This is a genomic window from cyanobacterium endosymbiont of Epithemia turgida isolate EtSB Lake Yunoko (genome assembly GCF_000829235.1).
In the GTDB taxonomy this organism is placed as follows: Bacteria; Cyanobacteriota; Cyanobacteriia; order Cyanobacteriales; family Microcystaceae; genus Rippkaea.
The window spans coordinates 1,891,954-1,908,196 of the sequence record NZ_AP012549.1; the positions used below are offsets into that span (position 1 = coordinate 1,891,954).

Sequence of the window (16,243 nt, forward strand, 5' to 3'; positions counted from 1 at the left end):
AAGATAAAGGTCTCACTTCGCAAGGCTTCCAAGATTACAAAAACTTTATTTTTATATAGATTGGGTTTTTGGAGTTTATAGAATATAATTGGGTTAAGATTTTTGGAAGTTGTTAGCTACTAGTTTATTATAGTCTTCTTTAGAAGAGCCAATATTCTTTTTGGGAAATGAATTTCACAGAATAGGTGTTTGTGCCTGACCCAAGGCGGGTTAATGACACTAATGTTAAAGTTGAGCTAAACTTTACTTCGAGAGTTGCTCCCGGTCCACATTGCCCATGGGCTAGGAATGATGTGGTTAATTAGAAGAATAGCGAGATAACTATTGGATGCTCCGGCTAATGTTCTTAGTAAGGCGATAACAACCTGAGATTAAGTTTGAGTGGCTTTAAGAACCTCAACTTAAAAATCTTTTGGTGTAACTGTAAAACAATTAATTGTTAAGGGTAAAGCTGATTGTTCTAGAAGAATTGTTTGATGAAAATAGTCAATTAATTGACGTCTTAGGGGAGTTCTCAGTTACAAAAAAAACTCTACTTATTTTAAGGAGTCTCTCAAACGAGAATTAGCTTGATTGTGATAATAGGTTAGTTGTTGAGAAAGTATACTCTTAATCTCGAGGTTTTATGTCGAAATAAGGGCAATTAATTCTACAAAAACCTCATTTTTTGTAGTGTCTCTGGAGATAGTTGCCATTTGACAACTAAGCTATGTAATTGCTTCCCTAATAGACTAGGAGCGTCATAGAAAAAGACCATCAAGGGTAACTTACCCAATACGAGTTACCCTGTGTTAGGTGACTTACAATTAATTATTGGTCAAAAAAGTTTGCTTACCGGTAATTGCTGACCAATCTTCAGATGATATCCTTCCCTTTTGGGTCAACCGCTTTGTTATCGCTTGACTTTGAAAAAGCCGCCAAGGATGTCATGGGGAAGGATGGCTAATATTTATCCCAATCAAACTCTCCATAAAGGTCCCTTCAAAACGATTTAAGAGTGAGTAACGCATTTTCGATAATTGATCAATAAACTCTAAATATTTAATTAATTACACTATTTGAGTATATTGAATAATAAATTTATCCTAGGTTAGACTATTAATATAAATTTTTTTAGAACTTCCTAAAGCGTGATTTGAATAGCTAACGTGGTAACGAAAGGATTAAAGTGTAGGTGTAGATAAAGATGAGGTGTGGGGTATAAGGTATAGTGGCAATATTCCCAACTTCAAAAAATTAAATTGAGAGCAGAGACAGCTATTAATAAGTGGAAGTCTAAATCGTGAGGTTTACAAATCACCGTATTTACGGCAGGTGAGGATATAAAACTAGACGTAAGTAAGACCCAAGAACATCACTTTAGATCGATACATTGGGTCTATTGGTTCTATACTTAGTAAAAGTCAGTCGTTTTTTCGGGATTAACGACTTGTTCTTTAAACACTTTCCCCGCAGAGAAAGCAGGAACGGTGGTGGCAGGAATGGTGATAGATTGTCCAGTTTGAGGATTCATCCCTTTGCGTTCTTTGCGATCTCTTGGTTCAAAAGTTCCAAACCCAACTAAGACAACTTTATCTCCTGAAGCGACCGTTTCCATGATGGTTTCTGTGAGCGCATCCAGAATATGACTCGTATCTTTTTTGGTCATGCGAGTCTTGGCAGCGATCATGTTGACTAGATCTTCTTTATTCATCGTTACTTTATTGACAATTCTGACTGAGGCTGATTATAACTGAATAATTGCTCTGAGATCACAATATAAAGGATAAAAACAACGTTTTTTTCTTTCCCTACTTGCCTCGGTTTATGGTTTATTTATAGCTCTTTATCTGATTAAACTTTCTAGGGAGATGTTTGGACTTGACTGTCATAAATCATGATTTTTATCAAAAGTTTAGACTTTAACTCGGTTGAATACCTACTCCTATAGGAGCAATAGTAGTCAATCCTAATTCTGGCTTATTCTCTTCGACTTGTTGTAAATTCCACTCGTTTTTAAAAAGTAATACGGGACGACTCCAATTATCTTTGACAACAATAATATTAAAAATCCTTCCGGCTTTTTCTAGGGCTTTCCATCCTCCACTTACCCAACGGGCTACACTATACGAAAGAGGTTCTAATTGAGTTTCTACCCCATATTCACTGAGCATCCGAAACTGGACAACTTCAAACTGCAATTGTCCTACGGCAGCTAAGATCGGATCTCGTTTGAAGTCATCGGTGGAATACATAATTTGGATGGCCCCTTCTTCTCGTAATTCTTGAATACCTTTTTGAAATTGCTTAAATTTAGAGGGGTTGGGATTTTTGAGATACGCAAATATTTCGGGAGAAAAACAAGGTATTCCTTCATATTCTATTTTTTTGCCATTATAAATTGTGTCCCCAATAGCAAACACTCCTGGATTATTCAACCCAATAACATCTCCACTATAAGCTTCTTCGATGGAAGATCGATCTTGTGCAAATAATTTCTGAGGACGGGACAGACGCACGGTTTTTCCCGTCCTAGCATGGCTTACGATCATATCTTTCTGAAACTTTCCTGTACAGACTCGTACAAAAGCCACACGATCACGGTGTTTTGGGTCCAAATTAGCTTGTAATTTAAATACGAATCCACTAAATTCAGGATAAGTAGGCTCTACCACTCCTATAGAAGAATTCCGTCCCTCAGGTTTTAGGGCGTATTCTAGGAACGTTTCAAGAAATAATTGCACTCCAAAGTTAGTCATAGCCGATCCAAAAAATACAGGAGTCATTTGGCCGGAGTGGAGTGTTTCCAAGTCGAAATCGGTTCCTAATTCTTCGAGAATTTCTAATTCTTCTTTGAGCTGATAATAAAGCTCCTGGTCAAGATATTCTTGAATTTTAGGGTCACTAAGCTTAATGGCGGTTGCCTGAGCACGTTGGCTACCGTGCGCGCGACGTTGAAACAGGTGTATAGTTTGTTGACGACGGTCAAAGATCCCTCGGAAGCGATCACCTGTTCCAATCGGCCAGTTCACGGCATAGGTTTGCAGTCCTAATTCCTGTTCAATCTCATCGAGCAATTCCAGTGGATCTTTTGTGGGGCGATCAAGTTTATTGATAAAAGTGAAAATAGGAAGTCCACGCAAGCGACAGACTTTAAATAGTTTACGGGTTTGGGGTTCTAACCCTTTTGCTGCGTCAATCAACATGACAGCATTATCAGCTGCCGCTAGGGTACGATAGGTATCTTCACTAAAATCTTGATGACCTGGAGTATCTAGTAGATTAATCTGAAAGTCTCCATACTCAAATTGTAAGACGGTAGAGGTAATTGAAATTCCTCTCTGTTTTTCCATTTCCATCCAATCAGAAGTAGCTTTACGTTGGTCTCGTCTAGCTTTGACTGCTCCTGCTTGGTGAATTGCTCCTCCGTACAGTAGAAGTTTTTCGGTTAAGGTAGTTTTGCCTGCATCAGGGTGGGAAATAATAGCAAAGTTACGTCGTTTTTCTACGGCTTTTTGGATTTCTTTCTGAATTTCTTTCTGAATTTCTTTCTGAATTTCGCTGGACATTCTTTTAAAATATGTTTATATCTGTTAATTCTTTATCTTTAGGGAGTGGAAATTAATTCTTACGAATAATCATTATACAACATGTAAATCTAGTTAAAGTTGGGAAAAAGTTAATTTAAAAAGATTAGTGACGAAATTTGGTCTCAAGGAATTCAAATAGTGCTTGCTACTACTAGTACTTTTTAAAAAAATTTTATTGGTTACGAATAAATCTTGAGATATTTTTCTTTAAAATAATGCCTGTAAAATTTATTATTATGCACAAATAATAAGCATATTATGTCTATAGATGACAAGCTTATTTGCAAATTTTTTTTGAAAAGAATAAGTATATACTTAAATAAAATAAGTTTAAAAATTATTAAAATAATAAATTTTTAAATTTGTTAAACTTACTTTTTACTAAAAAATACTAATAAATAAATACAAATTTAGATTTATTCAGGAAATTATTTGAATTTTTTGTTAATTTTATTAACTTTTTTTCACATCTTTAAAAGAGTTAATAAATATACTTAATATATTTTTTATTTACTCCTTAAATAATTACATAATTACTACATGCCTTATTTAAATAATATAGTAATTATGTATTATGAAATTATTAACAATTAATTTAATTTATTTTTTAAAAAAATTTTTGTTGAGTATAAGTTAATTTTAAAGTGTTTTTATTGATTTATTTTGCTTGTTAATCAGGTAATAAAGTATTTTAAAATTATTTAAGAGGATATGTTTACAATAATCTAGTATTAGATTAACTATATTTTTTTGTTAAAAATTACTCTATTCCAGAGTAATTGGACTTATAAAATAACCAATAAACTGCTACTCTTATATTCATATTTGAATCACCCTGTATACAAAGATAAAAATTATAAACTGTTAGTTTTTTTGAAAACCCTAACAGTTTACCCCAAAAGTATTTTTTTTTTGATGTTACTAAAGCTTAAAATATCGTAAAAAATTGCGTCATTGTCTTTGTAATTATAAAAATTTTTCTGAAATTAAATTTAGATAATTACAACCGGAAGAAAAATTTATATCTAACTGATGAAGGTCAACATAAAATACAATATTTTGCCGCTTTTATAGAATAAAATTATTTTATTGTCTCGAGCAACAATACTTTTTTATAGCTGTGTTCCAAAATTTCAAAGCAGGACTGTTAACTTTATTTATTATGCTACTGTTACAGCTGCTCTACAAGCAATATAAAAAACTTTAATTTGGTTTAATTTAATTTCTCTAAATTAGAAGCTAAGTTTTTGTGAAAAGCATAGGTTTTGACTTAGCAAACTTATTTTTTAAAGAGTGCGGTGAGCAGTGCCTACTTTGTTCTTTTGATTTTTCTGCTTCCTTGATGAGACTTGTCTTGATTTTTTATTAAATTATCACCATCTATATTGAGTCATTAAAGTTTAGGAATAACTACTAGACATTGAGGTCAAAATATGTGAAGTTTTACAGAGGTCTTTGACTTCTAGAAAAAGCTCTCTAGAATATCTCCCGTTAACCGTTACCGATTCCGTTAAACCGTATGAGGAGTTTAACGAAAGACCTCTCACAACATTGAGATAGAATATTGTCAGTGAGACACGGTGTCCGGTGGCACGCTTTCAGCGTGCGCGGTAAACTCTCGAAGAAACAAAGACTCAAGACTTAATTGGAGTAGCTGGAGAAAAACAGAGGCATGGGAAAAGTAGTCGGCATTGACCTGGGGACAACTAACTCTGTGGTAGCCGTCATGGAAGGCGGAAAGCCAGTAGTGATAGCCAGTTCAGAAGGGATGCGGACAACCCCTTCAGTAGTGGGTTTTAATAAAGATGGAGAATTGGTCGTTGGGCAATTGGCTAGAAGACAGGCTGTTCTCAATCCTCAAAACACCTTTTTTGGGGTAAAGCGGTTTATGGGTTGTCGATATGGCGAGCTCAAACCTGAATCGAAACAAGTTCCCTATACCATTCGTCGAGATGACGACGATAATATCAAAATTCGTTGTCCTCGCCTCAGAAAAGAATTTGCCCCCGAAGAAATCTCTGCGATGATTCTACGGAAATTAGCAGAGGAAGCTGAACGTTATTTAGGAGAACTGGTCACAGGAGCAGTAATTACCGTTCCTGCATATTTTAATGACTCTCAACGTCAAGCGACTAAAAATGCTGGGCGCATTGCTGGGCTAGAAGTTCACCGTATCCTTAATGAACCGACAGCGGCTTCTTTAGCCTACGGGTTAGATAAACAGCGCTCGCAAAAAATCTTAGTCTTTGACTTAGGAGGAGGAACCTTTGACGTCTCTATACTCGAAGTGGGGGATGGAGTCCTCGAAGTTAGAGCAACTAGTGGGGATACCCAATTAGGAGGCAATGACTTTGATAAACGTATTGTCGACTGGTTGTCCGAGAAATTTGTTGAACAAGAAGGGGTAGACCTCTGCAAGGATAGACAGGCATTGCAACGCCTAACAGAAGCCGCAGAAAAGGCCAAAATTGAACTGTCAGGGGTTAGTACAACCGACATTAATCTACCTTTTATCACCGCCACTGAAGATGGTCCTAAACATATCGAAACCCGTTTGACTCGCTCTGAGTTTGAAGATCTTTGTGGAGACCTAGTAAGTCGCCTCCGTCGTCCTATTAAACGTGCCCTCAATGATGCACAGTTGACCCCTGTTCAAATCGATGAGGTGGTATTAGTTGGGGGGGCAACTCGAATGCCCATGATCAAGGGGTTGGTACGAAGTTTTATTGATAAAGAACCTAACGAAAATGTTAACCCCGATGAAGTAGTGGCAGTAGGAGCAGCGATTCAATCAGGCATTTTGGAGGGGCAAGTTAAGAACATCTTGCTACTTGATGTGACTCCTCTATCTTTAGGGTTAGAAACCATCGGCGGTGTTGCTAAAAAATTAATTCCTCGTAACACTACAATTCCGGTCAGACGTTCGGATACCTTTTCTACTGGAGAAAATAATCAGACCATGGTGGAAATCCATGTGGTTCAAGGAGAACGGGAAATGGCTAAGGACAATAAATCTTTGGGAAGGTTTAAATTAAGCGGGATTCCGCCAGCCGCTAGAGGAATTCCGCAAATTCAAGTGGCATTTGATATTGATGCTAATGGAATTTTACAGGTGATGGCCCGTGATCGCACTACCGGACGGGAGCAAACCATTACCGTTCAAGGAACTTCCACCCTAAATGATGCAGAAGTTAATAGGATGATTCAAGAAGCAGCCCAATTTGCTGAAGGCGATCGCCAACGACGGGAACGAGTGGAAAAACGCAACCGTGCTAAAGCCTTAACCGATCAAGCATTACGGCGACTCAAGGAAGTTACTCTTGATTTTGGGACTCAATTTACCAATCTCTATCGCCGTCAAATCGAGTCTTTAAATGCTGAAATTATTGATAGTCTTGATAAAGACGATGAACGCCGTCTTGATCGCGCCCAAGCTGATCTGCAAGATGTCCTTTACGAACTTAACCGAGAAGTTCGTCTACAATATGACGAGGAAGATGAGGGCTTTTTTAACTCCATTCGTAAGACATTGACGGGAAAACCTGAAGATGATCTACCCTATACTCCCCGTCGTCGAACCACCTATCGAGACGATTATGGTTCTTCCCGTTATGATGAGCCTCAAGACTATCGAGCACCCCGCTACGATAGTCTTGACGATTATGAAAATGGGGGGGCAAATCGTTCCTATCGTTCTTCATCGAGTCGTAAGCCATCCCCGTCAGATAAACGATATCCTGAAACTGAGTCCGAAAGATACTATGCCCGCCGCGATAAGTCTCGTCTTATTCCTGCTGAGAATGATTGGGATGAAAAGGACGATGATTGGTTCTAAATTGGTCTATAAGTTATTCGCTACTGAGTTTTTTTGAACCTAACTGTTTAATGTCTACCGTATTTATTGATAACTGATTATATGCAGCAAGTCCGTAACCATTATGCTATTCTAGGAGTCCCTCAAAATGCTACTAGTGAGGAGGTGAAGAAGTCCTTTCGGAAATTGGCACGACAGTACCATCCTGATGTTAATCCAGAGGATAAGACTGCTGAGGAGAAGTTTAAAGATATAAATGAAGCCTATAATACCCTCTCGGATCAGACCAAGCGCGCTGAATACGATTTACAACTTTTTGGCAAAGAGAAACGTCGTTCTAGTCTTGGACGGGGTACAATCCCCCGCAACGATAATGTTAGGAATAGTTACTATCGTCAAGACTCCGATTTCTGGAAGTTTAAAAATTTTAGCCCAGGAAACAGCAAACGGATTAAAGTCGTTAAGCCTTCTCATTCAGGACGACGGGATGTAGAAGCTAAGTTGAATTTACCCTTAGAAAAGGCTTATCAGGGTGGACGCGAACGTATTCGCCTTGAAGATGGGCGATCATTAGAAGTAGAAATGCCCTCAGGAATGATTGATGGGCAAAAAATTCGCCTCAAAGGACAGGGACTCGATGGGGGAGATCTTTATTTAAAAATTTCCCTAGCAACTCATCCGTATTTTACGTTGCAAGGCATGGATATTTTTTGTCGTATTCCCGTTACTCCTAGTGAAGCTATTTTGGGGGAAGCCATCGAAATTCCCACCATTGATGGGTTGGTCAAAATGACGGTTCCTAAAGGAGTCCGTTCAGGTCAACGGTTACGTTTAGCTAATAAAGGATATCCTGATGGCAATGGTAGTCGAGGAGACCAATTAGTAGAAATTCAGATTGCTATTCCCTCAGAAATTAATGAAGAAGACTTAGAACTCTATAAAAAAATTCGCGAAAGAGAAACATTCAATCCGCGCCATAATTTTTTTTAAACGAATTATAAAAATTGCTCACTAATTAGCCAGTTTAAATCCAAAATAATTAATAATCATCACTTATATCAGATTTATTAGAGTTATCGAAGTATCTATGATATACAAGACAATAAAGCTATTTTGCAAATGTACTCTTAAACTAAAATTACACTTTCTGTTAGAACATATAGAGCAAGCTTTATGGATACTAAAATCTTTAAACGTTCATTGCAACAATCCGAACACTACCATCGTGAAGGATTTGGCTATGGGTCAAAAATCATGAGCATTCTGAATGCCGAGTATCAGAGTTCTTTGATTCAACAAATCCGTCAAAATAACCATCGATGGCAAGAGGGAAAAGTAACGATTCACCTAGCGAAAGCATTTGGATTTTGTTGGGGGGTTGAACGGGCTGTTGCGATGGCTTATGAAACCCGTCAACATTTTCCTAATAAACGTATTTGGATTACTAATGAAATTATTCATAATCCTTCTGTTAATCAACGACTTCTAGAGATGAACGTAGGTTTTATCGAAGTGATTGGTAATCATAAAGATTTTTCTATAGTTAAAAAAGAAGATGTAGTTATCTTTCCAGCTTTTGGAGCAAGTGTTACCGAAATGCAACTTTTAAATGATAAAGGTTGCACTATTGTAGATACTACTTGTCCTTGGGTTTCTAAAGTTTGGAATTCTGTGGAAAAGTACAAAAAACGTCATTATACTTCCATTATTCATGGCAAATATCTTCATGAAGAGACTGTTGCTACTAGTTCATTTGCAGGGAATTATTTAGTAGTTTTAAATATAGAACAAACTAACTATGTCTGCAACTATATCCTTAATGGAGGAAACAAAGAAGATTTTTTAGATAAGTTTAAGAATGCCCATTCACCAGGATTTAATCCTAATTCTAATTTAGAAAAGTTAGGGATTGCTAATCAGACAACTATGTTGAAAAGTGAAACAGAACAAATTAGTGAGATTTTTAAACAAACAATTATCAAAAAATATGGAATAGATCATTTAGATGACCATTTTATGAGTTTTAATACAATCTGTAACGCCACTCAAGAACGTCAAGATGCTATGTTACAATTGGTTAAACAAAAGTTAGACTTAATGGTAGTTATTGGAGGGTTCAATTCTTCTAATACTACTCATTTGCAAGAAATCGCTATCGAACGACGAATTCCATCGTATCATATTGATAATGCTACTCGTATAAAACCGAACAATACCATTGAACATAAACCTTTAGGTCGAGACTTGGAATTGAAAAAAAATTGGCTACAAGACGGTTCTATTATTGTTGGTATTACTTCTGGAGCATCTACTCCAGATATTGTTGTAGAGGCGGTTATTAATAAGATATGTGCCGCCAAAAATTAGATATTTACTCAAAACTAGTGATTACTTTTATTATCTTTAACTAAGATATTCTCAGTTATCAGTTTTCACTGGTAACTGGCACTTTAAATTATGTAAATTAATACTCCAGTATCTTAAACTAATGGCTGATTAATTAAAATTAGTAATTGGTGACGTTAATTGGACTCTAAAAAGAGGAGGATAACTAAGTTGAATAGGAAAAATAGCTCAGAAAATAAAGCTTTGCAAACTAATTAGTCGCTTATTGATACCATTAGAAAGATTAGCCTCCAATTTCGTTATTTAAAATATAGCTATTCTACCCTAAAAAACTAATATTTACTAGTTTAAATATACCCCAATTAATCAATTTAGTATAAAATTTATATCAATTTTGATGGCAATGAAAATTGAATATAAAAGATCGATAAATAGTAAATAAAATAATTGAGGAAACGTAACTAAAAAACTTGATTGTTTTCTCCCTCACTAAGTTATCATAGAAAGAAGAGCAATAGATATTTTAAGCTTTAATATTGGCACAAAATCCCTGGTCTAATTATTTAGATGAATCCATTAGTTATTTGAGTAGTCACTCTTAATTTCAATTGTCATAATTACTCAAGAGACTTCAACGCGATTGCAACTTAACCATTATTACTGTTTTACATGATATTCATTTAGCCGTTCATTACAGTAATCGCCTAGCTATTCTCAAACAAGGAAAACTTTATATATAATATATTGTTCTATTAACGTCTTAAAACCACATATTTAAAAAGATATTTTCATAATTAAAATTACTATCATAAAAACTCTTATTAGGCTGCAAATTTATTATCTAAATTTTTGATTAATTATTTCACTTAATTTATAAAAAAATAGTTATAATTCATCGCTTTTAAATGGTTATTTTGATAAAAATTTTTATTTTATTTTTTAAAATTTAATTTTAAATATATTTATAATAAAGTTATTCCTTCATGTTATGGACATAAAATCTTATTAATTAGATAAAATAAAATTAGTTGAAATTATGTGAATCAGTCTATCATAAAATTATAAAAAATTTAAGAATTTTTCTATATATTTTTAGTAACAAACATTCCTTAGGTTATAAAAAAATATTGGTCTAAAATATGCTATATCTAAGTTAAAACAATTTCAAATTAATGCTTTAACAACAAAAATTAAAAGCCGGTAAAGTTTAATATAAATCAGTTAATAAATTGTTTAAATTATTAACATTTATTCTCAATATTTAAACAATTTAATCAGGATACAATATAGGTAAAGCAGGAGATTTATTAACTACATTTAATATTAAAAATATTGCTCCTAACTTTCAATAAAACTCTCCCGTTGGTAGATATATTAGGTTTTATATATCAAGATTTTAATGAAAATTTTGATATATAATTAAGTATTTGTAGAATTAAATAAATATTTTTTTAAAAATTTATTGATATTTTTTTTAAGACTGACAAGTTTTTTAGCTTATTATTTAAAATATTTTTCCCGATGATTTAATTAAACATTAACTTGTTTCATCAGATGGTATCAAATGTAACAACTATACCCTCTGAAAAGAACATAGGAAGTTTAACTAAAAATAATGATTTAAATTTTTTTATTTTACTAAGAAAATTACAATAGTTCGATAAAACCTCTTCTATCACATCAAATATTTCATTACACTCATGAATTCAAGGCTCATATACTAACGTTCATCATTTATATGCTGACTTTAATTTTTTAAAGCAAGTTGGCAAGTATTTTCTAGATAATTACTAGAAAAATTTTCTTTCTATAAAACTATCCGCTATTATCTTAATTCCAATAAAATCTTTTATATTTTTAATTCAATTTTTGTAAAATAAATTAAGCTATTTTTTATTTATTTTTATAGTTTAATTACATATTTTTTCTATTAATAAGTTGATAAATATAAAAATATATTACTATTCATAGCCATAATTTACAATATCTATTTACCTTTTATTGTGAGTAAATTTTCTAAAAAAATTTAGTGTTAAATCTATTTATTACTACTCCTGCTTATAGTAATTTATTGACAATAATATTATTGAGTTTTCCAAGATAGATACCAACCTAGTTAAAACTTTCTTATCCTAGATTTATAACTATTTTTTTGTAAATTCTTGTTTCTATAATTTCTACGTTCACTTCTTTATCTAAGTCTACCAACACTATATAATAATTTACTTCGTTCAAACCCAAAATAATTCTATCGATTGCTTATGGTTTCGATGTTTAATTTTTTTTATTTATAATTATTTACCTATATTTTAAATAATTATTTCTATTACTTTTCACTTGTTTTTTTATAACTATATTATTTGTATTATTACTCAACAAGTCTTAAATAATATTCAATTTATATATTTCAGTATCTGTTTTTTGGGTTTCAAGTAAACTTAACTATTTATTTTATTTCTATCAAGAGAGATCGTTGTCAAACGAAATCTCTTGATAGAAATAGGATTATCTGTCCAGGAAAAATTTATCATACTTTATTCATTGTTTTAATGAAGTTTATTGGTAGTTGAAGCACAGTCAATATAATTTTTTATTTGTTCTCTTTCTTAAAAAAATAAAACTCTTATCTATTTTAGATTTTAACAATGGTAATAGTTATTTTAAAAAACCTAATAACCTTATTCATTAAACTAAGTAAAATATTTAATGTCATCAATATAAATAGAAATATTGAGTTTTGTATAATTTTATTTACAATAAAATTTACCGTGACAACATTAATATAATTAAGTATCTTTGATGAGCTATTTATTTATAAAAAAACCTTATTGAAGATTATTCCATAACAGATTATGTCGAACTCTCAATCCTGAATATTTAGTGTTTTTAAGTTAAAAGTTTTTCAGTTAAAATTAGTTAGTTCTATAGTGTCAAGTGTCTGACAATAGTTATTAAAAAATATTAAAATATTTACAGATGCCTTAAATAAAAATGTATCTTTATAAATCTCTAGGACCTTAATTGAATAAGGACCTTAAAAAAAAATTATATTTTACTTTAACAAGATATCAAAATTTCTTAATTGAATTTATGGGAAGATTTCTCAGATCACAGTAGAATAAAGAAGGACGCATAGCAAAAGTCATTAGAGTCAAGGATTATTTAGACCCCTATACCAAGTTCACAGGTGGAATTCTACTTGTTGTTGGAGTTTAGAATAAAGAGTCTATCCTAACCTACACTTCGACTGCTATAAAGTTCAGAGTGCAGATTGATCAGGAGGTGCGGAATGACAGTTTTAAGTGCAAGGCGGCCAGATATTTCAGCGTTAACGAAAGAGGAGGTCGCAGATTTAGCTAAGCGATTAGAACAAGATGATTATAGTAACCCTTTTGACGCCCTCAATGACTGGCATTTACTGAGAGCGATAGCTTTTCAGTGCCAAGAATTGGCTGAACCCTATCTATATCTACTCGACATTGAAGCCTATGATGAAGCCTAATTATCTTAGATCGTTTTAGGTATTAACACCTTAATTTAGTAACCATCAGGCAGCCACCGCACTACAATCGTAGTGTGTTTTTTTTATTTCTTCTCTTTTTTTTATTACTATTTCTAAGTTCTGTTACCTTCATTTTAAGTAAATTGGTAATTTTTAAAATAAACTAAAATAATTTATACCCTTGTATAATCTAGTTTTATAAACTCAATATTAGTTCCAATAAAATCCTCATTGTGATGTCATTGATGGGCTAATTATTTTGATAAACTGAAAGTATTCTCAGGTTCTAATTTTTTATAAATGGACTTTTATGGGAATTATAAAAAATTAGTTTTAGCTCTAGATAAAAATTTTTATTATTCACTATGAATTATTTAATTTCAAATAATTAGATTTAAAATAAAATTAAATAATTCAAATAAGCTCTTTTAAAGAGATTAATATATCACATTTTTAATCTCTATTTTACGGTTATAAGTTTAATATTTAAGAAATTTAAACGAGTATTTTATAGTTATTTTAACTAATTTTTTCTATTACCCCATTACTTTTTTATACTAGTCTAATTGCTTTAGTTACTAGGGGGTTTTTAAAAAGAATTTCTAATATAGTTGTTGTTCCTAGTTCAGTGATTGTTACGCTGTTTTCAGCAACAAAGTAAAAAAAACATCTGAGCTACAAAAAATATTTAAATGATAGTTTAACTAATAACTTTAAAAAGTTATATAACTCAGCTTAAAGTAGATAAAATAACATCATTTTTATAATTATTACTCATATTATTAGCAACATTTATATAAAATTATACTGTTTATTTACTATGTAAATATTTTATGAATTTGTTATAGATACTCCTCAATAATATCATTAAACGAGTTAATTTTTTCTGAATAAATTTAAATTTAATTTCTATAAAATTAATCAATTAACCCCTAGAAGTAAAAAACAAAATTCCCCTGAGTAGTTTAAAGCATGATCTTTAATTGAAAAAAATCGGAAAATATCTCCATCAAGCTCAAATTTATAACCTCCATCATATTATTCAAGACCCAGCTGGAAGTCTGTAACAATTATAAAATAAACTAAGAACAACAAATATCTCTAAAACAGAATATATTTAAAACTTAAACCTGTTAACCGATAAAATTCAAATATAATAGGAACAATTAAATATTCTAATTAAAAATTTAAGCTATTTTAGACTGAGTCTAATTAACTAGTGGCTAATAACTTCTGTAATTATTATTATTACTGTATTCTGTAACTACAAAGATATAATTTATAGAAAAATAGAATTTTTAAAATATTGAAGGTATTACAAAACGAAACACTCAGTATTTTTTTATTATAATTCTGTTACAGATAGTTTATAAGAGTTATTATTAATATAATTAGCTCTCTATTAAAAGAGAATATTTTTTATATTACATGTCAAAGACAATAAGTTATTTGCCAATAATAAATAAATTTTAATGCTAAAGAGCAATAATATTACTTGATTATTTTTTTAATTTTATTAGTACTTGTTTATACTGAATTTATATAAAAAAAATTTAGTAGTTATTAATAGAACAACTCTGATATTAACTGATATCTTGAATTTTTAATTTTTTAAAATATTCCAAAATATAGTTAACAACTATACTGACAATAATAATAATTTCAACTCAATTTGTTTTATGTTTATCTCTGGTAAATCATTCACATAATAATAAAAACGGGAGTAAAATTAAAATAAAAGCGAATATTTTTATAAAAACCCTCAACTTATTGGTAAATTTTGGGTTTTTTAATTACTTGGCTATAAAGAAAATAAGTTGTGTTTTGCAATGGTAACTTTAAGTGTGAAAAAATTGAACAGGCTATGTTAGTTAGAAATAGAGATAAATTTAGAGAGAAAGTTAGCTGGAAAGTTATAACTGTTTAAAAATTGATGTTACTCACTCTAATAATGCTCAACTTAACTAGATTTTATTCTCTTTTAAGAAATTGAAAGAATATAACTACTTCAGGGTTCTAATAATTAGATTTTTATTTAAAAAATCTAATTATTATTTTATTTATATTGCACCACAAAAATTTATTATTAAAACTACTAATTATTCAAATATTGCTATAATTATAGCTTATAAAAACATTGCCTTTTATCCAAAAAGATAGTCTTAATTAAGTCAATCTAACCCTTATAGTAATTGATAATACTAATCCAGCTATAAAAACTGTAGCAATAGCAGAGCTCGTTAAGCAAGATGTAGTGATACTAAAAATATAATTAGCCTCAAAATTTATTGTTTTTATGATTCAGTATTAACACTAAAAATTTTTTTGTCTACTGGTTAAAACCGGGCATTAAAAAATATATTTAACAGACGTTCTTGATTGTCCTTTACTTTAGAATATTCTAGGAATTAAAGTTATTTTTTTTATTAGAGGTTCAGCACTTTTCTACTCTCGATAGTTCAAAGAAATGTAAAAATTATAACAATAGTTTGATTAGGAGTTTAGAAAATTTAGTTAAATCAATAACTTGTTGTGTTCCTGATGCAATTACGAGATAAATCCATTGAAAACATCGAACTCTAGTTTAGTTTTTTCTCTAAAATATTTTTTTTTGCGAAGCCGAAGAAAAGATCTTAGTTAATAATCAAGCCTTTTCGTCTCACCCAATTGAGTTTAAATTGATTATCAGAATCTCCAACTGGATGTTTTTCGATCACAAGCGGGTCTTAACCTGTCTTTAATAAACTTTTAGCTTTCTTTAATTTTTTAGACTATTTCCGGAGATTGATGATAATTAACTATTTTAGTTTCGTGCTTAAGTCTTAAGTGCGCTTTTATCCTGATATTCAAATATTACAGCGGATACCTACGGTTTGATGAATTCTGCTTGCTCGTTGATAGCACAGGGCTACCCGCGCGGAAGTAGGGATTTTCACGCCCACTATTGTCGAGTTTAGTTTTTTGATCAATCAATATATTTGTATCTTATCCAAGATCCGATAACATAACAAA

6 protein-coding genes are annotated in these 16,243 nt (G+C 31.6%); 4 read left to right on the forward strand and 2 right to left on the reverse strand.

Translation table 11 applies throughout. The features are described from left to right. Nucleotides 1-1,393: 1,393 nt before the first annotated feature. Nucleotides 1,394-1,711, reverse strand: coding sequence for an HU family DNA-binding protein (locus ETSB_RS05815; protein ID WP_269763998.1), 318 nt, complete (start codon nt 1,709-1,711; stop codon nt 1,394-1,396). A 190-nt stretch (nt 1,712-1,901) separates the two neighbouring features. Next, on the reverse strand, nt 1,902-3,548 hold the full coding sequence (gene prfC, locus ETSB_RS05820) for a peptide chain release factor 3 (protein WP_044106867.1): 1,647 nt from the start codon (nt 3,546-3,548) through the stop codon (nt 1,902-1,904). Nucleotides 3,549-5,241: 1,693 nt separating this feature from the next. Here prfC and dnaK point away from each other — a divergent pair. From dnaK to isiD, 4 genes are all read left to right on the forward strand, one after another. Next, a complete protein-coding gene (gene dnaK, locus ETSB_RS05825; protein ID WP_044106868.1) occupies nt 5,242-7,404 on the forward strand; it encodes a molecular chaperone DnaK in 2,163 nt (720 codons plus the stop codon). Between the two features lie 81 nt (nt 7,405-7,485). Then, nucleotides 7,486-8,373, forward strand: a complete 888-nt coding sequence (locus ETSB_RS05830) for a DnaJ C-terminal domain-containing protein (RefSeq protein ID WP_044106869.1) — start codon at nt 7,486-7,488, stop codon at nt 8,371-8,373. A 183-nt stretch (nt 8,374-8,556) separates the two neighbouring features. Beyond that, nucleotides 8,557-9,750, forward strand: a complete 1,194-nt coding sequence (locus tag ETSB_RS05835) for a 4-hydroxy-3-methylbut-2-enyl diphosphate reductase (protein WP_044106870.1) — start codon at nt 8,557-8,559, stop codon at nt 9,748-9,750. Between the two features lie 3,268 nt (nt 9,751-13,018). Next, nucleotides 13,019-13,231 carry a protein IsiD gene (isiD, locus tag ETSB_RS05840; protein ID WP_044106871.1) on the forward strand — a complete coding sequence of 71 codons (213 nt, stop codon included), beginning with the start codon at nt 13,019-13,021 and terminating at the stop codon, nt 13,229-13,231. Nucleotides 13,232-16,243 lie beyond the last annotated feature (3,012 nt).